General features: G+C 55.6%; 20 protein-coding genes and 1 riboswitch. Of the genes, 9 read left to right on the top strand and 11 right to left on the bottom strand.

Annotation, left to right across the window (positions count from 1 at the left end; translation table 11 throughout):
* The first annotated feature begins 21 nt into the window (after positions 1-21).
* Positions 22-219, top strand: a riboswitch (cobalamin riboswitch).
* A gap of 209 nt (positions 220-428) precedes the next feature.
* Genes TH468_RS02805 through TH468_RS02795 form a run of 3 tightly spaced genes read left to right on the top strand, consistent with a single transcriptional unit; the run spans position 429 to position 3297 of the window.
* Positions 429-1469, top strand: coding sequence for an ABC transporter substrate-binding protein (locus TH468_RS02805; protein WP_246832195.1), 1041 nt, complete (start codon positions 429-431; stop codon positions 1467-1469).
* On the top strand, positions 1466-2518 hold the full coding sequence (locus tag TH468_RS02800; protein ID WP_085642097.1) for an iron ABC transporter permease: 1053 nt from the start codon (positions 1466-1468) through the stop codon (positions 2516-2518). Before TH468_RS02805 ends, TH468_RS02800 begins: the two co-directional genes overlap by 4 nt.
* On the top strand, positions 2515-3297 hold the full coding sequence (locus TH468_RS02795) for an ABC transporter ATP-binding protein (RefSeq protein WP_085642096.1): 783 nt from the start codon (positions 2515-2517) through the stop codon (positions 3295-3297). The genes TH468_RS02800 and TH468_RS02795 overlap by 4 nt, the downstream gene beginning before the upstream one ends.
* Before the next feature lie 24 nt (positions 3298-3321).
* On the opposite strand, the gene purD is transcribed toward TH468_RS02795, so the two are convergent.
* Positions 3322-4605: a phosphoribosylamine--glycine ligase gene (gene purD, locus TH468_RS02790; RefSeq protein ID WP_085642095.1), complete on the bottom strand. Its 1284-nt coding sequence runs from the start codon at positions 4603-4605 to the stop codon at positions 3322-3324.
* A gap of 113 nt (positions 4606-4718) precedes the next feature.
* Between purD and xseA the strand changes: the two genes are divergently transcribed.
* Genes xseA through TH468_RS02775 form a run of 3 tightly spaced genes read left to right on the top strand, consistent with a single transcriptional unit; the run spans position 4719 to position 8799 of the window.
* Positions 4719-6362 carry an exodeoxyribonuclease VII large subunit gene (gene xseA / locus TH468_RS02785; RefSeq protein ID WP_085642094.1) on the top strand — a complete coding sequence of 548 codons (1644 nt, stop codon included), beginning with the start codon at positions 4719-4721 and terminating at the stop codon, positions 6360-6362.
* Positions 6362-7222, top strand: coding sequence for a M23 family metallopeptidase (locus TH468_RS02780; RefSeq protein WP_085642093.1), 861 nt, complete (start codon positions 6362-6364; stop codon positions 7220-7222). The genes xseA and TH468_RS02780 overlap by 1 nt, the downstream gene beginning before the upstream one ends.
* 29 nt (positions 7223-7251) lie before the next feature.
* Positions 7252-8799, top strand: a complete 1548-nt coding sequence (locus tag TH468_RS02775; RefSeq protein WP_085642092.1) for a gamma-glutamyltransferase family protein — start codon at positions 7252-7254, stop codon at positions 8797-8799.
* A gap of 16 nt (positions 8800-8815) precedes the next feature.
* Here TH468_RS02775 and TH468_RS02770 read toward each other — a convergent pair whose 3' ends face one another.
* The 7 genes from TH468_RS02770 to TH468_RS02740 form a co-directional block, all read right to left on the bottom strand.
* Entirely contained in the window at positions 8816-9301 is a 486-nt protein-coding gene (locus tag TH468_RS02770) for a MarR family winged helix-turn-helix transcriptional regulator (RefSeq protein ID WP_063093276.1), read from the bottom strand.
* Positions 9302-9395: 94 nt separating this feature from the next.
* A complete protein-coding gene (locus TH468_RS02765) occupies positions 9396-10001 on the bottom strand; it encodes a hypothetical protein (protein ID WP_085642091.1) in 606 nt (201 codons plus the stop codon).
* Positions 10002-10091: 90 nt separating this feature from the next.
* The gene (locus TH468_RS02760) at positions 10092-10991 is read right to left on the bottom strand and encodes a lauroyl acyltransferase (RefSeq protein WP_085642090.1); all 900 of its coding nucleotides are present in this window, start codon (positions 10989-10991) and stop codon (positions 10092-10094) included.
* Positions 10984-11955 carry a tetraacyldisaccharide 4'-kinase gene (lpxK, locus tag TH468_RS02755; RefSeq protein ID WP_085642089.1) on the bottom strand — a complete coding sequence of 324 codons (972 nt, stop codon included), beginning with the start codon at positions 11953-11955 and terminating at the stop codon, positions 10984-10986. The genes TH468_RS02760 and lpxK overlap by 8 nt, the downstream gene beginning before the upstream one ends.
* Complete coding sequence (locus tag TH468_RS02750; RefSeq protein ID WP_085642088.1) at positions 11942-13228, bottom strand: 3-deoxy-D-manno-octulosonic acid transferase; 1287 nt, start codon at positions 13226-13228, stop codon at positions 11942-11944. The genes lpxK and TH468_RS02750 overlap by 14 nt, the downstream gene beginning before the upstream one ends.
* Positions 13225-14001, bottom strand: coding sequence for a lysophospholipid acyltransferase family protein (locus tag TH468_RS02745; RefSeq protein ID WP_085642087.1), 777 nt, complete (start codon positions 13999-14001; stop codon positions 13225-13227). The genes TH468_RS02750 and TH468_RS02745 overlap by 4 nt, the downstream gene beginning before the upstream one ends.
* Before the next feature lie 26 nt (positions 14002-14027).
* Positions 14028-15758, bottom strand: a complete 1731-nt coding sequence (locus tag TH468_RS02740; RefSeq protein WP_085642086.1) for an ABC transporter ATP-binding protein — start codon at positions 15756-15758, stop codon at positions 14028-14030.
* A 263-nt stretch (positions 15759-16021) separates the two neighbouring features.
* Between TH468_RS02740 and TH468_RS02735 the strand changes: the two genes are divergently transcribed.
* Complete coding sequence (locus TH468_RS02735) at positions 16022-16855, top strand: hypothetical protein (protein WP_085642085.1); 834 nt, start codon at positions 16022-16024, stop codon at positions 16853-16855.
* A 14-nt stretch (positions 16856-16869) separates the two neighbouring features.
* Here the strand turns inward: TH468_RS02735 and TH468_RS02730 are convergent, their stop codons facing one another.
* Both TH468_RS02730 and TH468_RS02725 read right to left on the bottom strand, forming a co-directional pair.
* On the bottom strand, positions 16870-17958 hold the full coding sequence (locus TH468_RS02730) for a glycosyltransferase family 1 protein (protein WP_063093283.1): 1089 nt from the start codon (positions 17956-17958) through the stop codon (positions 16870-16872).
* A complete protein-coding gene (locus TH468_RS02725; protein WP_063093284.1) occupies positions 17955-18872 on the bottom strand; it encodes a UDP-2,3-diacylglucosamine diphosphatase in 918 nt (305 codons plus the stop codon). Before TH468_RS02725 ends, TH468_RS02730 begins: the two co-directional genes overlap by 4 nt.
* Positions 18873-19089: 217 nt before the next feature.
* Between TH468_RS02725 and TH468_RS02720 the strand changes: the two genes are divergently transcribed.
* Complete coding sequence (locus TH468_RS02720) at positions 19090-20052, top strand: diacylglycerol kinase family protein (protein WP_085642084.1); 963 nt, start codon at positions 19090-19092, stop codon at positions 20050-20052.
* A 7-nt stretch (positions 20053-20059) separates the two neighbouring features.
* On the opposite strand, the gene TH468_RS02715 is transcribed toward TH468_RS02720, so the two are convergent.
* Positions 20060-21409, bottom strand: coding sequence for a TldD/PmbA family protein (locus TH468_RS02715; RefSeq protein WP_085642083.1), 1350 nt, complete (start codon positions 21407-21409; stop codon positions 20060-20062).
* Between the two features lie 263 nt (positions 21410-21672).
* On the opposite strand from TH468_RS02715, the gene TH468_RS02710 reads away from it, so the two are divergent.
* Positions 21673-22221, top strand: coding sequence for a hypothetical protein (locus tag TH468_RS02710; protein WP_062950644.1), 549 nt, complete (start codon positions 21673-21675; stop codon positions 22219-22221).
* Positions 22222-22252 lie beyond the last annotated feature (31 nt).

The following is a 22252-nucleotide window of genomic DNA, read 5'->3' as shown; positions in this document are numbered from 1 at the left end:
TTGACGGTCCCTTATGACTATGTGACACCAATTGATGTCAGTATCCGATAAGGATAAAGGGAATTCGAAGCCGTCCTCTTGGACGGTTAACCGAAGCTGCCCCCGCAACTGTAGGCGGTGAGTGTTTTCCTTCTGAAAGCCACTGGGATGTTTCCTGGGAAGGCCGGAAAACACAACGACCCGCGAGCCAGGAGACCTGCTGACATGACGACGACGGACCGGGCGGGGTGCCCCGGAGGATGTCGGTATATGTCACCGTCTCGCGCAGGTTGCAATGTGTTTTGCCTGCCTTCGAACCCTGACATTTCCCGCCATTTTTCAGCACCTTTGCCAGTCCCTTGACCATAGTAACTTTGATGTTATGTTATAACATAACATTTTTGGTTTGGTATGCTGGATCGGGAATGAAATCCCGGATCGGCATATCCATGAAAGGACGCAAAGTGATCGAACTTAACAAAAAGGTTCTTGCAGTCGGGGTGTTTACTGCAGGACTGGCTTCTTTCGCGCAATACGCATCTGCGACGGAATATCCGCTTACATTGGAAAATTGCGGTCGGACTCTGACCCTTGATCAGGCCCCGAACCGCGTCGTATCGCTGGGTCAAAGCAGCACGGAACTGCTTTATCTTCTGGGACTGGCCGACAGGGTGGTTGGAACTGCCGTTTGGATTGGTCCGGTAAATGAACAGTTTCGCGATGTCAACGCCACCATTCCGCGTCTGGCAGACAACGATCCCAGCTTTGAAAGCGTGGTCGGCCAGAAACCCGATATGGTGGCAACCCAGTTCCAATGGCATATCGGCCCGAATGGCAAGGTCGGAACGATTGACCAGTTTGCCGAACTTTCAATCCCGGTCTATACCGCGCCAGCCGATTGCTTGGGCAAGGACAACACCACGGGCGGCGACGGAACCCGAATCGATGCCTTTTCGATGGATCAGATCTATCAGGGGATAGATGACCTTTCGAAAATCTTCGATGTCGAGGAACGTGGTGCCGAACTGATTGCCGATTTCAAAGCCCGTGAAAAAGCCGCCCGTGAAAAAGTCGCCGCTGTCAACGGCAAGGGTATTTCGGCCTTGTTCTGGTTCTCCAGCGCTGAAATCGATGTTGATCCGTTTGTCGCCGGTCAGAAAGGTGCGCCAGCCTATGTCATGTCGATCCTTGGTGTCGACAATGTCATCGACAGTGACGATGAATGGCCGACGGTTGGGTGGGAAACCATCGCACGAACCAATCCCGATATCATTGCGATTGGCAAAATGGATCGTCGCCGTTTTCCGGCCGATGACTGGGAACTGAAAATGCAGTTCCTGAAATCCGATCCGGTAACCAGTCAGATGAGTGCGGTCAAAAGCGGAAATATCGTCGTCATGGATGCCCAGTCGATGAACCCGACCATGCGGACAATCGAGGGCATAGAAACCCTGGCCAAGGCAATCGAGGCGTTCGAGGCAACCCAGTGATCGGGCCAGTGATCGGTAACGTCATTTCCAGCCCCGTTTTCCTAAAACGCATCAGCGTGGCATTTGCCGCGCTGATGTTGCTGGCTGCGGTCCTGGCGGTTGCCGCATCGGTGGGTGAAACAGCAATCCCGGTGGGTACGGTGATCGACACGATTGCCAATCATTTATGGGATGCCGGTCATCCGGTGGATGCGATTGATGCCGGTATTGTCTGGAACTATCGGCTGAGCCGCGCAATCGTTGCCGCAAGTTGCGGGGCGGCCTTGGCCGTTTCCGGCGCGGTCCTGCAGGCGCTTTTGCGCAACAGCCTTGCCGATCCCTATCTGCTGGGCATTTCAGCCGGGGCGTCGACCGGAGCGGTCAGTATCGTGATTCTTGGTCTTGGGGCCGGGATGCTTTCACTGTCACTTGGTGCATTTATCGGCGCAGTGGCGGCATTCGCCTTTGTGACCCTTCTGGCGTTACAGGCCAGGCGCGGCACGGGGGCAATCATTCTGGCCGGGATTGCCGGGTCGCAGATGTTTAACGCCCTGACATCCTTCATTGTCACCAAGTCGGCCAGTGCCGAACAGGCGCGCGGCATCATGTTCTGGCTTCTGGGCAATCTTAGCGGCGTGCGCTGGCCCGATGTGTGGCTGGCCTTGCCTGTGGCTATTGTCGGGCTTGTCGTGTGTCTTTGGCATGCACGCGCACTTGATGCCTTTACGTTTGGCCGTGAATCTGCGGCATCGCTTGGTGTTCCGGTCAGACGCGTTTATGCCATCCTGATTGCTGCGGCGGCAATGATGACCGCGGTGATGGTCAGCATCGTGGGCTCGATCGGCTTTGTTGGACTGGTGATCCCGCATGCCGCGCGCTTTTTTGTCGGCACGCGCCATGGGCTGGTATTGCCGTTATCTGCATTGATTGGCGCACTGTTTCTGGTCTGTGCCGATGTCATCTCACGCGTGATCGTTCCGGGGCAGGTTTTGCCAATCGGGGTGATTACTGCCCTTGTCGGGGCGCCGGCCTTTGCCCTGATCCTGTGCCACGGAAGGATTTTGCGATGACCCTGGAACTGCGCGATATCGTCTGGTCTGCCGGTTTCCGCAAGATCATCAAAAATGTCTCCCTGCGCGTCGAACCGGGCGAGTTTCTGGGCCTGATCGGGCCGAACGGATCGGGCAAAACAAGTTTGATGTCGGTTTTGGCCGGTATTCGTCCACCTGATCAGGGGCATGCGATGCTGGCAGGGCAGGACATGAAAAAGCATGGCCGTCGCAAACTGGCCCGGCAGATCGGCTTTGTCGAACAGCAGGCCGACACCACGGACCGCCTGACCGCGCGCGAGGCGGTAGCACTGGGGCGCACACCATATCTCAGCATGCTGTCACCTTGGTCTGAGCGGGATGATGCGATTGTTAACCGCGCCCTTGGTGATGTCGACATGACCCATATGGCCGACCGGTTCTGGCATACACTTTCGGGCGGCGAGAAGCAGCGGGTTCATATTGCGCGCGCGCTGGCACAGGAACCGAAATTCCTATTACTGGACGAGCCGACAAACCATCTGGATATCCGCCATCAGCTTGGATTACTGGAACTGGTGCGCGAATTGCCGGTTACCGTGGTCGCAGCCCTGCACGATCTGAACCATGCCGCGATGTATTGCGACCGGATTGCCATGATGCGCGATGGGGAACTGGTGGGGATTGGCAGCCCTGCCGACATTCTGACATCGGAAAATCTGCGCGATGTGTTCGGTGTCGAGGCAACCATAGAACATGGCCCGAATGGTGAATGTGCGGTGCGCTATCACGCAGGCATGAAAAAAGACCGGGCTGCATGACCCGGTCTTTTTTAATTCAAAGGCTTACTTCTGTTCGCGGGCAATCGCGCGCCAGCCGATATCACGGCGGCAAAAACCGCCCGGCCAGTCAATGGTATCGACCGCTTCATAGGCGCGTTTTTGCGCCTCGGTCACCGACGTGCCACGTGCGGTAACGCCAAGAACACGACCACCTGTCGCGGTCAGTTTGTCACCATCCATTTTCGTTCCGGCGTGAAGGACCTTGACCTTCTCCATCGCATCCGCATCGGCAACATTTCTGATCTCGGTGCCTTTTTCGTAGCTGCCCGGATAACCCTTGGCGGCCATGACAACGACCATTGCGGTTTCGTCATGCCATTTGGGTTTGACGGTATCGAGTTTGCCGGTCGCTGCCCCATCAAGGATATCAAGCACATCCGATTTCAGGCGCGTCATCAGAACCTGGCATTCCGGGTCGCCAAAACGGATGTTGTATTCGATCAGTTTCGGGTTGCCTGCATCGTCAATCATCAGACCGGCAAACAGGACACCTTTGAACGGATGGCCTTCGGCAGCCATGCCTTTGACGGTTGGAACAATGATCTGTTCCATGACCTTGTCCTCAACCGATTTGGTAAAGACCGGGGCGGGGGAATAGGCACCCATGCCACCGGTATTCGGGCCGGTATCGCCTTCGCCGACGGCCTTGTGATCCTGTGCCGCAATCAGGGGAATGACATTTTCGCCATCGCAGACGGCAAAGAAGGATGCTTCTTCGCCAGTCATGAATTCCTCGATCACCAGCTCCGCACCGGCATCGCCGAATTTGCCACCGACCATGCATTCGTCGATCGCGGCAAGGGCTTCGTCAACTGTCTGGCAAATCGTGACACCCTTGCCCGCGGCAAGGCCGTCGGTTTTTACAACAATCGGTGCGCCGTGCTTTTCAACAAAGGCCCGCGCCTCGTCAGGCGTGGTGAAACGGCCATAGGCCGCAGATGGCACGCCAAACTTTGCGACCATGTCCTTCATGAAACCCTTAGAGCCTTCAAGCTGTGCGGCAGCCTTGGAACAGCCAAACGATTTGATGCCAACCGCATCCAGCGCATCGACAAGGCCCGCGACCAGCGGGGCTTCGGGGCCGACAACAACCAGATCGACCGCATTGTCGGTGGCAAATTTCACAAGGCCGTCAATGTCGCTATCGGAAATGGCAACACATTCTGCTGAATCGGCAATCCCGGCATTGCCCGGCGCACACCAAAGCTTGGTCAGCCGCGGGCTCTTGGCAATTGCCCAGCACAATGCATGTTCACGTCCGCCACCGCCAACGACCAGAACCTTCATGATTTTAACCTCGATTACGTGTCCGACTGCTTGATGGTCCAGACGGGATGAACTAGGCTTGCACCCCATCCCGCTTGAAAATTTATGCGGGCTTTTAGCATAAAGTGCCCTTGATGACGCAAGATTTGTTCGACCCGTTCGCTCCCATGCCCGAAGAACCCGCGAAACCGGGAAATCTGCCGGAATTTTCGGTCTCTGATCTTTCCAACGCGCTTAAACGCACGGTCGAGGATGCGTTTTCGTTTGTGCGTGTGCGCGGCGAAATTTCCGGCTTCAAGCGCGCAAGCAGCGGTCACATGTATCTGGCCCTCAAAGACGATCAGGCCGTGCTGGATGGTGTTTGCTGGCGCGGGCAGGCAACCAAGCTTGGCCTTGCACCCGAAGACGGCATGGAAGTCATTGTGACCGGGCGGCTGACGACATTCCCGGGCCGGTCGAAATACCAGATTGTCATCGAAACGATGGAGGTCGCCGGCGAAGGCGCGCTTCTGAAACTTCTGGAAGAACGTAAAAAGAAACTTGCCGCCGAAGGACTGTTTGATGCGGATCGCAAAAAGCCGATCCCGTTCCTGCCTGATGTCATCGGGATTGTAACATCCCCGACCGGGGCGGTTATCCGCGATATCATGCATCGGCTGCGTGAGAGGTTTCCGCGCCGTGTTTTGTTATGGCCCGTGGTGGTGCAGGGAACCGGTGCCGCCGAGCAGGTCGCGCAGGCCGTGCGCGGTTTCAATGATCTTTTGCCCTATGGCAATATTCCGCGCCCCGATGTCCTGATCGTCGCGCGCGGAGGCGGATCGCTGGAAGACCTTTGGGCGTTTAACGAGGAAATCATTGCCCGTGCGGTGGCGGAATCCGACATTCCGGTGATCTCGGCGGTCGGTCATGAAACCGATACCACCCTGATTGATTTTGTGTCCGACCTGCGCGCGCCCACCCCGACGGGGGCCGCGGAAAAGGCCGTTCCCGTGCGGCTTGATCTGATTGGTCAGGTCGAGGAAGACGGCCTTCGTCTGACGCAGGCAGTCCGTCGGCTTGGTGTGGAAAAACGCACCGCCCTTGAAAGCCTTGCGCGTGGCCTTGGCGATCCGCGCCGGATGCTTGAAGAACGCAGCCAGACCCTTGATAACTGGGCCGATCGGCTACCACGTGCGGCAGGCAGTGTTTTACAGCAGGCGCGTGCGCGTCTGAACGAAGCCGGGGCAAGGCTGGTTAGCCCGCGTGAACAGCTTTCGGAAAAACGCGGGCGGTTGGAAAATGCTGGTCTGCGGCTGGATGGGGCGATCAAATCCGCGATCCAGATGCAAAAGGCTCGTCTTGATCAGGCCGCAGCCGGACTTCGCCCGGCAAATGCCAAACGCGATATCGCACGTGATCACAAACAGATCGGCGATCTGGCCGGTCGGATGCAGGCGGCGGTTAAAAATATCCTGAATCGCGAAGCCGAAGGACTGGCGCGCTATGACCGTCTTCTGGAAAGTTATTCCTATCGCAATGTTCTGAAACGCGGCTTTGCTGTGGTGCGCGGTGCGGACGAAAGTTTGATCGGCAGGGCATCGGATCTGATTGCCGGGCAGGGTTACATTCTGGAAATGCAGGATGGACGTGCCGATGTGACAGCAGGGACGTATTCCTCTGGGGCACCCGAGGCGGCACCGGTTGCCACAGTCGCGCCGAAATCCGCATCCAAACCGAAACCGGCCCGGAAAAAAGACCCGGCCCCCAAAGATGATGACAGGCAAGGGAGCCTTTTGTGATGCGTTTCGGAATGACCACGTTTCTGGCAACAACCGGTTTAATTGTATCGTGTTTCGGTGCTATCGCGGCCGAGCCGACCTATGAGGGCCAGTTTGTTCAGGGCGGCATCGTGTTCGGGCAGACCGAACCCGGCGGCAGCATCCTTCTGGATGGCAAGGCTATTGATACGATCGGTCCGGACGGGGCCTTTATCCTTGGCTTCCCGCGCGACTATGAAGGACCGGCCAAGCTGACTTTGCGCGATGCAGATGGGGCTGTCGAAGAATACGCCTATGACATCGGTGATCGCGAATTTGATATTCAGCGGATTGATGGTCTGCCACCAAAAATGGTGACACCGGATCCGAAAGTCATGGATCGGATCAAGGATGATTCGCGTCAGGCCCGTGAAGCACGTGTCGAAAGATTTACCCGGGAATTTTACAAGAACGGCTTTATCTGGCCGGTTTTGGGGCCGATCAGCGGCGTTTATGGATCACAACGCATTTTGAATGGCGAACCGCGTGCCCCGCATTGGGGGATAGACATTGCCGTTCCGACCGGAACACAGGTTGTCGCACCGGCTGACGGGATTGTGACGCTGGCGCATCCCGATATGTATTTTTCCGGGGCGACCCTGTTTATTGATCACGGGCTTGGCATGGTTTCGGCGTTTTTGCATCTGTCGGAAATCGATGTGAAAGTTGGTGATGTGGTTCGTCAGGGTGATCCAATTGCCAAGGTCGGGGCAAGTGGCCGGGCAACCGGGCCGCATCTGGACTGGCGGATCAATGTCGGGGATGCGCGTGTCGACGCGGCCCTGCTTGTGCCGCCGATGGAAGATGCACAAAAGGCCGCAAAGGCAAAGGCCAGCAATTGACGATGGATAAACAATAGGGAACGTCTGCCATGAAAAAGCACGGAGCCGTCGCCGCAGGACATGATGTCACAGCACGCGCGGCTGCCGATGTGCTTGAGGCTGGCGGCAATGCCTTTGACGCGGTGACCGCCGCGATGTGGACGGCATGCGTGGCGGAGCCGGTTCTGGCGTCGCTTGGCGGGGGCGGGTTTGTCATGACCCGTCCGGCGGGTAAACCGCCAAGGCTTTATGATTTCTTTGTCGAAACCCCGCTTGCCAAACGCCCGCGCGAAGAGCTTGAATTTGAAAGCCGGTTTGCGACATTTGCCGGTGGCGTTACCCAGGAATTTCACGGTGGATACGGTTCGGTTGCAACGCCGGGCGTGGTTGCCGGTATCTTCAAGCTGCATGACGATCTTGGATCATTGCCGATGGCGATGCTGGCCGAACCGGCAATTACGTCGGCTCGCGACGGGGTCAGGCTGGATGCGTTTCAGCGATACGTCATGGGGATCGTAACCCCGCTTCTGGCCTTTTCCAAAGACAGCCGGGCGGTTTTCGGTGCGCTGAAACATCAGGATGAAGACCGATTTGAATTGCCCGACGAGGGTTCCATTCTTTGTCAGGCAGATATGGCCGACAGCATCGAATATTTGTTGCGAACCGGTTCGGACGGTTTTTATCACGGTGATCTTGGTCATGCGCTAGTGACCGAATGCCGGGAATATGGTGGCTATCTTACGGGCGCTGATTTGGCGGCATACCGGGTTCTGGTCCGTGATCCGCTATTGATTGCCGGACGCAACGGACGGTTTGTTTTAAACCCGCCGCCTGCATCGGGCGGGGTTCTGGTCGGGTTCGGGCTTAAGCTTGCGCGCGAAATAGAACTCGGGGCATTTGGCTCTGCCCGCCATCTGGAAGCGATTTCGCGCATTCTTCATGCCACGGGGCTGGCACGTAGCGAATATGGCGCAAGCCCAGCGATCCTTGCCGACGAATTCTGCGAATCCTACCGGTCGATGATCGGCGAACGCCCGCTTAGCCAGGATGGCACGACCCATATTTCCGTGGTTGATGGCGATGGCAATCTTGCCGCCGCGACAATTTCGAACGGGTCCTGCTCCGGGCGGATGGTGCCGGGCACCGGGATCATGCTTAACAACATGCTGGGCGAAGCTGATCTGTCACCCGATGGGTTCCATCACTGGCCGTGCGGTGTGCGCATGACATCGATGATGACCCCGGCCCTGTATCTGGCGGCGAATGGTGATGCGATTGCACTTGGATCTGGCGGGTCAAACCGCATTCGTTCGACCATGTTGCAGGTGATGCTGAATATCGATGCCTATGACATGACCCTGCATGGGGCGGTGGCGGCACCGCGACTTCATGTCGAAGACAGTCTTTTGTCGGTCGAACCGGGATTTGACGGTTCGCTTCTGGATGGTCTTAGCATGGAAGAACAGCAGCGCTGGGATGCGGAGGATATGTTCTTTGGCGGTGTTCACGCCGCCAAGGTCAGTGGTGATGGCACAAAATTCAATGCGGTGGGGGATGCCAGACGCAATGGCCATCAAATTGTGATTACCGATCTGTAATCCGGCTTGAACCAGCTTAACGCGGAATTTCGTCCGCAGGGCGGACGTCAAGCAACGGAGCCGCATCAATCTTTTCCGCATTCATCATTGTCGCGACCCGCTGCATGGATGACAAAAGCTGCGTTTTTTCCCAATCGGGCAGGGCTTCGAACTGCGATATGAATTCTTCGTGCAGCATGGTGGGGGCTGCTTTCAGGACGTTCTGACCTGCCTCCGTCAGAACCGTATTGACAACGCGCTTGTCCGTGGTGCTGCGGCGGCGTTCTGCCAGCCCGCGCTGTTCAAGGCGGTTCAGGATTGTTGTGACCGTTGCCTGGCTAAGGGACACATGATTGGAAATGCGACGCACTGTGACGTTCTGCAATTCGTCGATCGCGCGCAGGACCATCACCTGCGGGATGGTCAGGCCACAGGCTTTCATCATTCGTTTGGAATGAAGATCGGTTGCGCGGATGATCTGGCGCAATGCGACCAGAATGTCCTGCCAGTAGGCCTGTGTCATTATGGTTTCCTCGGGCGATAGCTCTTACGCCACTCGGTAAAGGGGATTGATCGCATTATCAATGCAATTTGTCCTGCAACAAAGGATGCTGATCCTAATTTCCCCGAATGCGGCGTGTGGCGAAAAAGATCATCGCGAAAATAGCGATCAGGACAAGCGTTACACCAGCGATCAACATCGCCTGATTGAGACGCAGATCATATTCCTGTTTGCGTTCGACATAGGCGATAACCTGTCGGCGAAGCTGATCCATTTCCGGTGTGATATCGAAACTCGTTCGATACATCTTTGCCCCGGCACGGGACAGAAGGTCGTTGGTTTTATTGAGACGTTCGATGAACATGGCAAAACGTTCTTCGGTTGCAGCCAGTTCATCAAGCGGGCTTTCTTCCGCGTCGCGATCTTTGGCGCGTGCAATCGATAGTTTGGCTTGCGTCAGGTTATCGTCGTCTTCGGCAATGCAATCTGACAGTGATTTCTTTTCGCCGCTGGCACCGCATTCGATCTGGCGATCACCGAATTTTTCGACCGCTTCTTGCAGATGTGTGCGCAACTGCTGATCAAGCTCGGCAATCCGTATGCGCACATTTTTTGAACTGCTTTCGATCTTGCCGGTGTCGCCTTCAAGCGCAAAGGACGGCCAGACCGCAAACATCGATGCAATAAGGATCAGGAAAAGCGGGACGACGAAACGCAGCAAAAAGAAACTCCCCGGAGATGGTGGTGAGGTGCCCACCAGTCTGGTGCAAGGTCGTTCCAATTAGGTTAATGCCAGCGTGATAATTGCCGCTTAGTTCGGCCAGCGTTTGTGAAGCCAAAGCCATTGTGCCGGCCGTTCACGAATCCAGCTTTCCAGCATCGCGTTAACTTCGGTCATGATGTGCAGGATATCTGCGTGGCGATCTTCGGTCGGGACAATTTCCAGTGCCGGGTAAAACGTCATCCGGAAATAGGCCCCGTTAAGCCGCTCGACCCTTACGGGAACTACCGGGCAGTCGTATTTCAGGGCAAACTGTGCCAGCGCCGGTGCGGTCATCGCATCGCGCCCAAAGAACGGTACAGCGATCCCGTCATTCATCTTCTGATCGACCAGCATGGCGACATGGCCGCCTTCTTTCATGTATCGGGTTATCTGGCGGGCACCCTGGGCACCCTTTTTTACCAGTTGGCCACGGAATGTCTTTCGGGCGCGGATGAATAACTGGTCAACCCATGGATTATCCGGCGCACGATAGACACACATCATGTCCATATCCATCGCGGTTGCCAGCGTCATGCCGATTTCCCAGTTGCCGATATGGCCGGTAAAGAACACACCGGGCTTGTCATCATTTTTGGATGCCAGTCCGTTTTCCAGACCGACAACCTCGATCCTTGGACCGCCCGGGCGCAATTTGTGAAGGTGCGGAATTTCAGCCGCATTACGTCCCAGATTTTCCCACATGTCGCAAATGATGGCATCGATTTCTTCGCGGGATTTTTCCGGAAATGCGCGGGTCAGGTTATTTCGGGCCTTCTTTGTCTGGCCCAGTTTCGGGCCGAATTTACGCAAGAGTGCCCCACCAGCATTCGACGCCATATCGATCGGCATCGCGGCAAAAATCCAATAGACTAGATGCGCTGCGAGGCCCTGCAACGGATGGGAAACATATTTCTGGCGTGCTTTGTAAAAGGTGCTGCGTTCAGCCATCAGACAATACCGCTTTAATGATTTTCTCAAGCTGGTGCGGGGCGTCGAATGCCAGCCGGATAGCAAGTGCGCTTATGCCGTCCCGCTGCTCGGCAGGCAAGCGCATCAGGTCTTTTTCCGTCGTCACCAGATCCGCATTCAGTGCTGCTGCTTTCTGACGCAGTTCTGCCAATTCAGATGCACGGAACGGGTGATGATCGGCAAAGTCGATTGTCGCGACAATATCGGCCCCCACGGCGCGCAGACTATCATGAAACTTCGCCGGGCGGGCAATGCCCGCAAATGCAAGGACCCTGCGACCGTCAAACTCGACACCGTTGCAAGGCACAACTCGGGCCCTCAGAACCGGGACAGAAGCAGGAAGATTTGCCAGAAATGGCGGATTGCCATCGCCAATCAGGATAATGGCGTGGACTTTTGCCAAGCCCTGTTCAAGTGTTTCGCGCATCGGCCCAGCCGGAATCACGCGACCATTTCCAATGCCGAAACCACTATCGACAACGGCAAAGCTGCAATCCTTGATCACGGACGGGTTTTGCAGTCCGTCATCCATGATAATCGCATCGGCCCCGGCATTACGGGCGGTTTCGGCCCCCATGCCCCGGTCACGCGAAACCCACGTTGTGGCGGTATGTGCCAAAAGCAGCGGCTCATCACCGACATCGGAGGCCGTATCGGTCGCCGGATCAACGCGGTGCGGGCCGATTTCACGCCCGCCATAGCCACGGCTCAGAAAATGGGCGTTGATGCCCATATCGTGCAGCGTATGGTAAAGTGCGATTGCCGTCGGGGTTTTTCCAGCACCGCCGATGGTAAAATTGCCAACGCAGAAAACCTTGCATCCGGGATGACGCATGGTTGTTTTCATGGTGCGAATGCCCGCACCCGCCCGCCATAGCAGCGACAGGGGCGATAATGCCTTGGCCCAGAAACCATCCGCTTGCCAGAAATCAGGGGCGCGCATTGGCGGCCTCGCTGATTAAAAGCGGCGCGATTGCATCCATCGTCCGATCAAGCACCTCGGCCTTGGAATTGGCATATTCCAGCGCAGCATTTGCCAGTGTCCGGGCCTTTTCCGGATATGTCAGAAGGGTATCAACCTGACGGGCCAGATCATCGATATCGGCAACCGGACGGCATGCCCTGGCGGCGAGAAGTTCGCGGCTGATTTCGTTAAAGTTGCTCATATCCGGGCCATGCAGGATCGCACAGCCAAGCCTTGCTGGTTCCAGCGGGTTTTGCCCACCCGATGCGCAAAGGGTCTTGCCGATCAGGCATACCGGTGCAAGCCGGTAATAAAGCCCCATCTCGCCCATGGTATCGCCAAGATAAACATCAACCTGATCGGTAATCACATGGCCAAGGCTTCGGCGTGCCACGCGAAGGCCCTTTGCGATCAGGTCGGTTTCGATATCGTTGGCCCGGTCAGAATGGCGGGGAACGATCACCGTCAGAAGGTTTTCATGTTTGCTGGCAAGGCTTTTATGAACCTGCGCGCATGCGGCTTCTTCGCCGTCAAACGTACTTGCGGCAAGCCATACGGCACGATTGCCAATCTGTATCCTGAGTTCGGACAACGTGTCGCTATCAACCGGCAGGGCGGGGGCTGCGAATTTCAGGTTCCCGACCGCACGAACATCGGTTCCCCCCAATGCGATGAAACGCTCGGTTTCCTCTGTCCCCTGACTGAGGATCAGGTCAAAGGCCGAAATCACCGGTGTAATGAAGGAAGGGAACCGGGAATAGCTTTTAAAACTTCGAGCCGAGATACGACCGTTCAGAAGTGCCAGTTTGGTTCCCGCCTTTTTGGCCTTTGTCAGAATGTTGGGCCAGAAATCGCTTTCAAGCCAAAGTGCAACATCAGGTTTCCAGTGGTGCAGGAAACGCGCAACGCAGACCTGTCGGTCAATCGGAATAAACTGATGGATCACACCTTCCGGAAGGCGTTTATACATCATTGCCGCAGATGTGACGGTGCCGGTGGTGACAAGTATCGACACATCGGGAAAACGCGCACGAAGGGCATCAATCACCGGCAGGGCGGAAAGGGATTCGCCAACGCTGGCCCCGTGTATCCAGACCAGCTTTCCCTTCGGGCGCAATGCGCTGGCATGACCGAACCGTTCGCCGATCCTTCCTGCATCTTCCTTGCCGCGTTTTTTGCGCCGTTGCAGATAAAGACCAAGTACTGGACCCAAAAGCCGTGTCGCAACGCGATAGGCGTAAAACAGGCTCATTTAGAGGTTTCCTGTTCTGCCGCCGCCACCACGGCCGACCGCTTCTGTTTGGGAAGTTCATCCGGTCCGGCAGGTTCAATCACGTCAAGGCCAAGCTTGGCATCGCTTTCCTGTGTCAGCTTGGTCAAAGCTGCTTCAAGCTCCAGCCGCTTTGCTTCCAATCCGTCGTCATCCAGATCGCGCGGGATATGGATGGGATCGCCCCAGCTAAAGACACCTTTTGAAAATGGAAGCGGCAAAACAAACCGGTCCCAGCTGCCAAAAACGCGGCGTCTTGAGGCAGAATAGGTCAGCGGGAAAATCGGAACGCCTGCAAGCTTTGCCGCCTGCACAATGCCATCTGAAATCCGCATGCGTGGTCCGCGTGGTCCATCCGGGGTCATGCCGACGACTTCGCCGGACTTGAGGGCCTTGAGAATACGCCGCAACGCTGCCGCGCCGCCCTTGCCTTGCCCGGTTGACCCGGCAATTGTCGCAATTCCGAAATGGCCGATTGTACGGGAAATGATTTCACCGTCGCGATGCGATGAAATCAGCATGTTAAACGGTCGGTTCCCCGCAACCGAACGCCATGTATATGGCATCATCAGCAACCGCTGATGCCAGAAAGCCACGATAAAGGGTTTTCCTTCGGTCAGGAAATGCGCAGGATGATCGCCACCTTCCGTGTGCCAGCGACCGGTAAGACGAATGAACCGGATATAGGTTGCCGCAAGCCAGCACAAAGTGCTGCGCGCCTGATCGCTTTTTATGATCCGTTTATGAAACTGCACGCCAGTTTATCCCGATTTCTGTCGGCCTAGTTATCGCTCTCTTCCGAGAATTGCAGATTATAGAGATTGGCGTAAGCCCCTCCAAGTGCAAGCAATTCTTCATGGCGTCCCTGTTCGGTAACATGCCCGTTCTGAATGACGCAAATTTTGTCGGCATCGACAATCGTCGAAAGGCGGTGCGCGATGACAAGAGTGGTCCGTCCTTTCATCAATTCGGTCAGGGCCCCCTGAATGTGGCGTTCGGATTCCGTATCCAGGGCCGATGTCGCCTCGTCCAGAAGCAGGATCGGGGCGTTTTTCAACATCGCACGTGCAATCGCGATCCGCTGGCGCTGCCCGCCCGAGAGCTTCACACCATGTTCGCCGACAATGGTGTCATAACCGTTTTCAAGTTGCAGGATGAAATCATGGGCTGCTGCATGACGTGCGGCTTCTTCGATTTCGGCATCGCTTGCGCCAAATCGACCATAGGCGATGTTGGATCGAACCGTATCGTCAAACAGCGTGATTTCCTGACTGACCAGTGCAGTCGCTGATCGCAGGCTTTCCAGCGTTACATCGCGGATATCCTGACCATCAATCGTGATCGCACCGGCATTGATGTCATAAAACCGCGGGATCAGGTTCAGGATGGTCGATTTACCGGCACCCGATGGCCCGACAAGGGCAATCGTCTGTCCGGCTTCGATATCAAGGCTGATGTCGCGCAATGCGGTCGTTTCATCATTGTAGGAAAACGCAACATCCTTGAACTGGATGGCGCCCCCCTTGACCTCAAGCGTTTTGGCATCGTCGGCATCGCGAATTTCCGGTTCGATATCAAGAACGGTAAATACGCGCTGCGATGCGGCAAGGCCAGCCTGCAGGTTGATATTGATATTGGCAAGGCGCTTGACCGGCTCGTAGGCCAGCAACAGGGCGGTGATGAAAGAAAAGAAACTGCCCGGATCGCTTGCCCCATCAATGACGCGGCTACCGCCGTAAATAATGATGGTCGTGATCGCAGCACCGCCGAGTGTTTCCATGATAGGGGACGAACGTGCGCTGACTTTCTGGGCCTTGAAGCTCAGATCAAAGACGGTTTCAACAAGCTTTTCCATCCGCGAACATTCATAGGGTTCCATGCCATAGGCTTTGACATGGCGGACACCTTGGAAGGTTTGTTCAAGGAGGGTTGCAAATTCACCGATCTGCTGCTGGGTGTTGGCGGAAACTTTGCGCATGCGCTTGCCTAGGCGGGCAATCGGCAGGATGGCGGCGGGAAATACCGTGAACGCAATGATGGCAAGCTGCCAGTCCTGATAGAACATGACGCCAATCAGCACGATGGCGGTCAGAAAGTCCTTGCCAAAACCGGTCAGCGATACGGAAACGGCGGCCCGCATCGCGGTGATATCGCTGGTGAAACGCGTGATCAGTTTGCCGGTATTGGTATTGTGGAAGAACCCGATATCAAGCCGGATGACATGTTCGTAAAGCTTGTTCTGAATATCGGCAAGGATGCGACCACCGACATAGCTCATCAAAACCGACTGCCCATAGTTGGCAAAGCCTTTCAGCGCAAAGGCGCCTAGAACCGCAACACCAACAGGGACCAGCATTGCCGGGTTCTTTTTGACAAAGACCTCGTTAATCACCGGATCCATCAGATAGGCATAACCACCAGTCGCGGCAGCCATAAGGGCCATGCAAACCAGAGCCAGGACAATCTTGCCGAAATAAGGGGCAACCGCATCCTGAACGATGCGTCTGATCATTGGCCATGTGTTCCAATGTTCCGTCGTGTGATCTAACGAATGCTTTGGCAATGAATTCTTCCCGGTCGTGCGACGCCATTTCCGATTGTGTCAGTCCGACACTATCTATATGGATGAGGCATCATGGATATCTTGATATTTCCGGGCTGTTGCTAGCATGCCCGGGCAGGTGCGGCAAGCCGCAGCAACGTAACTTAACTTAACTGATACTGACAGGGCTTGCAGGAATGCAGGCCACGAAAAACGACATATAAGATAAAAAAATGACAGAGCAACTCCACGATATCGTGGAACAGACGATTGCCCAAGGTGTTGGCGCACGGGTTTTTCCATTGCGGTGGAAAGGACGGCGTATCTGGATCAAACAGGCTGTCCGGCCAAAGCAAAAGGGCTGGCACCGCCTGCAGCGTTTTGTCGCAACCCTGACGCGGATACCGATGTTGCGCCCGACGGTGTCGCCAGGCGGCAAGGCCGGTCTGGCAAGCGAGGCTGAAATCCTTCATGCCCTGAACCGTGCAGACGTTCTGGTGCCAGATCTTCTCGAAGTCGCCGATAATTGGATCGCTATTGGCGATAACGGGGCGATCTTGCAAACCGTAATCAGCGATGCGGTCAAGGCTGGGGATGAAGCACGTGTTGCTGAACTGATTGCCATGGCCGGAACTGCGTTGGCGGATTTGCATGCCAATGGTTTTGCGCATGGCGCCCCTCTTTTGCGCAACATGACCATTCGGGATGATGGCAAAATCGGTTTTATTGATTTCGAAGAAGACCCCAATAAACGTATGCCATTGCCCGACGCACAGGCGCGCGACATTCTGCTGTTTGTGTTTTCCATACAGCGCGGTTTTAAACGTCGTCCCGATCTTCTGCATTCCGGATGGCAGGCTTATCTGAGCAACAGCGGCATGACCGCGCCACAGATGAAACCACTGTCCCGTATCGTGGCGGTTATCCGGCCGGTTTATATCGCGCTTAAACCGTTCCGTCGGTGGCTTGGGACGGATGCGATCAATGCGATGCTGGCATATGGCATTCTGCGCCGAAGCCTGCGAGGGAGAGAAACCCCGCAGGACGGCTCCCGGCTTGCCAGATAATAAACGGCTGCCGGTTATTGCGCCGGCATGACAATCGCCGGTTCTTTTGCTTCGGTTATGTCTTCAACGGCCAGACGTTTGGCTGCCGCCCCGTCAAAACCGCCCGAAAACGGTGCCAGATTGTGCAGGAACTGACTGGCGGAATTGCGCCAGCTATATTGTTCTGCGAGTGCGCGCGCATCCTTGCCGTCAAGTTCAAGGGCCGCCATCGCCGCCTTGCGAAGGTCTGCATCAATGGCACCTGCCTTGGTCCCGCGCACGATGTCGGCTGGTCCCTGAACCGGGAAAACCGCAACCGGTGTTCCGGACGCCATCGCCTCAAGGATGACAAGGCCGAAAGTGTCGGTTTTGCTTGGGAAGACAAAAACGTCTGCCGATGCGAAACAGACAGCCAGTTCTTCGCCAACCTTTTTCCCGAGAAACTGTGCATTCGGGTATTTTGATTTGAGTTCCGCCAGTTGCGGCCCGTCGCCGACAACAAATTTTGTCCCCGGCAGGTCAAGGTCAAGGAAATGGCCGATATTCTTTTCAACCGCCACCCGGCCAACAAACAGCCAGTGCGGTTTTGGGAAATCCCCGAAACTTGCATCGGGTCGTGGTTTGAACAGGTTAAGGTCAACACCCCGCGACCAGATATTCAGCCTGTTAAAGCCGCGATCAGCCAGCTCTTCGCGAAGCGATTCCGTGGCCACCATGACCGATTGTGATTTGTTATGGAACCGCCTCATACCGCGATAGGAAATCGAAAGCGGCAGCCGTGTCCGCGCATGCAGATATTCCGGGAACCGGGTGTGATAGGCTGACGAAAACGGCAGTTCGCGTTTCAGGCAATAAGCACGTGCCGCCTGACCCAATGGGCCCTCGGTCGCGATATGGATCGCAACCGGTTGCAGGGCATCAATCATCCGGGCCAGTTTGCGTTTGGCAAACAGCGCCAACCGGATTTCAGGATAGGTCGGGCAGGGGATCGTCCGGAATTGATCAGGCGAGATGATATGCACATCATGTCCCATCTCGCCCAGTTCGCTGCGCACGGTTTCAAGGGTGCGCACCACACCATTTACCTGGGGATACCAGGCATCGGATACGATCAAAATTCTCATGCGGTCTTTCCAATTGGCGTGCCGCTGTTCTTTTTGGAACTGGCATTGGCAGCACGGTTATTGTCCCCGACAACCCGAAACAGCGACATCAGTTTGCCCAATCCAAGGGATGGGGCACTGGCAGCATCGCGGCCGGGTTGGGAATGTGTCATCGCCATCTGGCGCATTTCAGCCCAGTACAGCAGTTCAAGTTTGCCGTTCTGGTCTTCGGTAAGGGCCGTGCAGCTTTCAACCCAGTCGCCGTCATTGCAGTAAAGGACATCGCCAATCATGCGTTTTTCGGCATGATGGATATGGCCGCATACAACACCGTCCACCTTGCGCTTGGCAGCTTCGTGGGCGACAGCATTTTCAAAATTGCAGACGAACTGAACGGCGTTCTTGACCCGGTTCTTCAGATAGGCCGACAGTGACCAGTATCCGTAACCCAGTTTGCGACGAATGCCGTTATAATAACGGTTCAGGACAATCGCGAGGTTGTAGGCCGTGTCACCCAGATAGGCGAGCCACTTGGCATATTTGACCACACCGTCAAACTCGTCGCCGTGAATGATCAGAAGCTTTCTGCCATCCGCCGTCTCGTGAATGTCGTTCATCTTGACTTCGACATGTCCAAAGGTCATATCGACAAACTCACGGGCGAATTCATCATGGTTGCCGGGGACAAAAATGACCTTTGCCCCGTTCTTGGCCTTTTCCATGATTGTCGTGATAACGGCGTGGTGGCTTTCGGGCCAGTACCAGCTTTTCTTGAGCCGCCAGCCGTCAATGATATCTCCGACCAGATAATAGGTATCTGCCGTCACTTCATTGAGGAAATCCAAAAGAAGATCTGCCTGACATCCACGCGTTCCAAGATGGACGTCCGAAATCCAGACCGTGCGGTAATGCGGTTGCAGCGTCATCGCTGTCATTGCCGCTCCTCCGTATCCTGCCAAAAGGATGGCTGGAATTCGACGGTTTTACATGCCGAATAGTGTCCCCAACCAGTAATGGTTTAAAACAAATCGCGCGAATATATAACCCGTTCATATAAATTTATCGGTTCTGTCAATATACTGTTACATGTTTCATTTTCTATAAAGAGAACGCGAAAGTAATGTTTCATTTTTATTACGGAAGTTTTTCGCAATGACCCATTCCGGGGTGACTGTTATCTTCAATCCGCGCGCTGGCGGGAATAAACAACGTTTCCTTTCAAGCATTTTGCAAAAAGCCGGTGTAAAGGTTGAATTGTTACAGACAACCCATCCCGGTCATGCCCGCGAACTGGCGCGCAAGGTTCGTGCCCATCAACGGCTGTTTGTTGCCGGTGGCGATGGATCACTGAACGAGGCCCTCAACGGCCTGCTTGATGCGCAAATCGAAGGCCACGAAGTCCCGCCGCTTGGCATAATTCCGCTGGGAACTGCAAACGTTCTGGCGGTCGAGGTCGGTCTTGAAATCCGCGCACAGGCGATTGCCGATTATATCAACAATCCGGCCCAGGTTTGGGTGCGGCCCGGTCTGGTTAATGGCCGGGCATTCTTTTTGATGGTCGGCATGGGGGCGGATGCCGATACGGTCGCAAATGTGTCGCTAAAACTTAAAAGACTGATCGGCAAGGGTGCCTATGTGATCGAAGGTTTGCGCAATATCATCTTTCCGCATCACCGCGATTTCGAAGTTAATATCGGGCGCGAACAATATCGCGTTGCCGGTGTGGTTGCGACCCATGCCAAACATTATGGCGGGGCGTTTGTTATTTCCCCCGATGCCAAACTGACCGATAACAGCCTTGATGTTGTGCTGATGCCCGGAAGCGGCTTTATGGCGCTGGCACGCTACGGGATTGCTTTGACCCTGAACCGGCTGCATGCGCAAACCGACGTGTCGGTCGTGCAGACCGAACGTCTGACCATCACCAGCCATTGCGGCCCCGCACCCTTGCAGATTGACGGCGAAAGTGCCGGCAAGCTGCCGTGTGAAATCAGCCTGTCGCCTTATCCGGTGCGGGTTATGGTGCCTCACGCCTATGCCGACCAATGCAATGGCCGCCAAAATGAAAATAGGGATGCGCAAAACGCACCCCTGTTACAAATCACATCTGGGTAATTTGGGCTTATTGCCCGGCCAGCGTCATGCCATCAATCCGGATCGTCGGGGCATTCGTGCCGTATTTGAAGGTCAGGTCATTGGCCGGAACGGCCGTTTTGAACATGTCCTTAAGATTTCCGGCAACCGTGATTTCGGACACCGGATAGGCCAGCTCGCCATTTTCAATCCAGAAACCGGATGCTCCGCGCGAATAATCGCCGGTCACACCGTTGACACTGCTGCCGATCATTTCGGTGATATAAAGGCCCTGCTTTATATCCTTGATCATGTCGGCGGGCGATATGGTGCCCGGTTCCATGTAAAGGTTGGTGGTGGATGGGCCCGGCAGGCTTCCGGCCCCGCGCGATGCGTTGCCTGTCGATTTCAGGCCAAGCTGGCGGGCCGATCGCAAATCCATGATCCAGGTTTTCAGAACGCCATTTTCAATCAGATGACGTTTTTCGTTGGCGACACCTTCGGCGTCAAACGGTTTGGACCGCAGGCCACGTTTGCGATGCGGGTTATCAATGATGTTGATCCCCGGTGCAAAGATCTCTTTGCCCATGGCATCCAGAAGGAAGCTGGTACCGCGCGCAATGCCCGATCCGTTGATTGCACCGGCCAGATGCCCGACGAGGGATGCGGAAACGCGCGGATCGTAAATCACCGGCACCTGCGTGCTTTTGACCTTGCGCGGGTTCAACCGTTTCAGGGTCTTTTCCGCCGCCTTCAGGCCGATATCGACCGGATCGCGCAGATCGGTCGAAAAGACCGCACTGTCATAGTCATAATCGCGTTCCATGCCGGTGCCGGTTCCGGCAAGGACCGATACGGAAATGTGGCTGCCGCTACCGGCATAGGAATTGGCAAAGCCGTTGGTCGCGGCAAGCGTGATCTGATGGGTGCCCCAGCCAGCATCTGCGCCCTCGGAATTGGTGATGCCTTCAACCGACCTTGCGGCTTCTTCACAGGCGGTGGCCCATGCAATCAGCTTTTCCTGGCTGACTTCACCCGGCTCGCAAAGCTCAAGCGCCTCGAGGTCAAATGTTTCGGCCAGTTCAGATGGGTCGGCAATGCCACAGAACGGGTCCTCGGGGGCGTTTTTCGCCATGGCGACGGCGCGCTCGACCAGTTCGTTCAACGCGCTTTCGCTGGTGTCGGATGACGACACAACTGCCTGCTGCTTGCCGATCAGAACACGCAGGCCAAGATCGGCACCTTCGGATCGTTCAAGCTTCTCCATCTTGCCCAGTCGCTGCGATACCGAAAGTGACGTGCCTTCGACATAAACGGCATCCGCATCGTCGGCACCCGCCTTTTTTGCACGTGCCAGCAGGTCGGTGATGCGATCGAGTGTCATGTCGGTTTTGGGCATGGAAGCTCCCTTTGATCGGAATGTGGTTTCCTATGGTTATAGGCAGGCTGATCGCTTTTCGCAAAGGGCAAGAAAAGGATAGGGACCTGAAACTGTCGCCTATATCATCGCCGGTGACGGTCTGCTTCGCCTATGCCCTGTGTCCAAGGCGTTTGTTTGGCCGGAATTGATCTTTGGCCATTTTTTCTTCGCAAGTTGCTATTATGACCGGAAAACCGAACCGGGAAAAACCGGAAACCTGCAAGAAATGACGGGAAATACACGTGCGAAACCTGTTTGTGGCAACACTGCTTCTGGGAATGTCCTTGCCGATGTTGCAGGCTAATGCCCAGGAAACTGCGACACCAAATGATACTGTGGCGGCACCAGTCACCGCCAATGATCTTTACCGCGAAATGCGCATTCAGGCCGGGCAATATGCAGCCCAGAACCGCCATCAGGTTCTGGTGGGGGATTTCACCTGCGACGATATCAATGACCAGATCGTCGGCTGGGTGGATCGTGACAATCCCGAAGGACCTTTTTTCGATGTCCTGATGGTGACCAATCACAAGGGGCAGGCGCATTCCGAATTAAAGCAGATCCCGTTCGCCCAGTCCGAACAATATGCCCTTTGCATCGACGATAAAACCGCCCCGCCGGTCATGAGCTGGCAGGTCAACGATCCCGAATACATGCGTGATGTCATGGGCGATGGCGATCTTTGCAATGTTGCCGTCCGGATCGACGACTTCATGTGCGACGCGCCACAGTTTTTCTGGTCGGACAAACCGTCTGATGACGGACAGCATTGGCTGTTCTTCCGGAACTGAAAAACAAAAGGCGGATCATTTTGTGATCCGC

It is taken from the genome of Thalassospira sp. MCCC 1A03138, from assembly GCF_002115785.1.
Lineage (GTDB): Bacteria > Pseudomonadota > Alphaproteobacteria > Rhodospirillales > Thalassospiraceae > Thalassospira.
The sequence above is the reverse complement of the archived record's forward strand: the minus strand, read 5'-3'. Positions and strand labels throughout refer to the sequence as shown.

What these genes read in the sequence shown, in the direction of transcription:
- lpxK (WP_085642089.1), bottom strand. Translation starts at nt 11,955, where the DNA reads ATGCGCGCCCCTGATTTCTGGCAAGCGGATGGTTTCTGGGCCAAGGCA.
- TH468_RS02740 (WP_085642086.1), bottom strand. Translation starts at nt 15,758, where the DNA reads ATGATCAGACGCATCGTTCAGGATGCGGTTGCCCCTTATTTCGGCAAG.
- TH468_RS02720 (WP_085642084.1), top strand. Translation starts at nt 19,090, where the DNA reads ATGACCCATTCCGGGGTGACTGTTATCTTCAATCCGCGCGCTGGCGGG.
- xseA (WP_085642094.1), top strand. Translation starts at nt 4,719, where the DNA reads ATGACGCAAGATTTGTTCGACCCGTTCGCTCCCATGCCCGAAGAACCC.
- TH468_RS02775 (WP_085642092.1), top strand. Translation starts at nt 7,252, where the DNA reads ATGAAAAAGCACGGAGCCGTCGCCGCAGGACATGATGTCACAGCACGC.
- TH468_RS02795 (WP_085642096.1), top strand. Translation starts at nt 2,515, where the DNA reads ATGACCCTGGAACTGCGCGATATCGTCTGGTCTGCCGGTTTCCGCAAG.
- TH468_RS02735 (WP_085642085.1), top strand. Translation starts at nt 16,022, where the DNA reads ATGACAGAGCAACTCCACGATATCGTGGAACAGACGATTGCCCAAGGT.
- TH468_RS02725 (WP_063093284.1), bottom strand. Translation starts at nt 18,872, where the DNA reads ATGACAGCGATGACGCTGCAACCGCATTACCGCACGGTCTGGATTTCG.
- TH468_RS02805 (WP_246832195.1), top strand. Translation starts at nt 429, where the DNA reads ATGAAAGGACGCAAAGTGATCGAACTTAACAAAAAGGTTCTTGCAGTC.
- TH468_RS02750 (WP_085642088.1), bottom strand. Translation starts at nt 13,228, where the DNA reads ATGAGCCTGTTTTACGCCTATCGCGTTGCGACACGGCTTTTGGGTCCA.
- TH468_RS02780 (WP_085642093.1), top strand. Translation starts at nt 6,362, where the DNA reads ATGCGTTTCGGAATGACCACGTTTCTGGCAACAACCGGTTTAATTGTA.
- TH468_RS02760 (WP_085642090.1), bottom strand. Translation starts at nt 10,991, where the DNA reads ATGGCTGAACGCAGCACCTTTTACAAAGCACGCCAGAAATATGTTTCC.
- TH468_RS02715 (WP_085642083.1), bottom strand. Translation starts at nt 21,409, where the DNA reads ATGCCCAAAACCGACATGACACTCGATCGCATCACCGACCTGCTGGCA.
- purD (WP_085642095.1), bottom strand. Translation starts at nt 4,605, where the DNA reads ATGAAGGTTCTGGTCGTTGGCGGTGGCGGACGTGAACATGCATTGTGC.
- TH468_RS02730 (WP_063093283.1), bottom strand. Translation starts at nt 17,958, where the DNA reads ATGAGAATTTTGATCGTATCCGATGCCTGGTATCCCCAGGTAAATGGT.
- TH468_RS02770 (WP_063093276.1), bottom strand. Translation starts at nt 9,301, where the DNA reads ATGACACAGGCCTACTGGCAGGACATTCTGGTCGCATTGCGCCAGATC.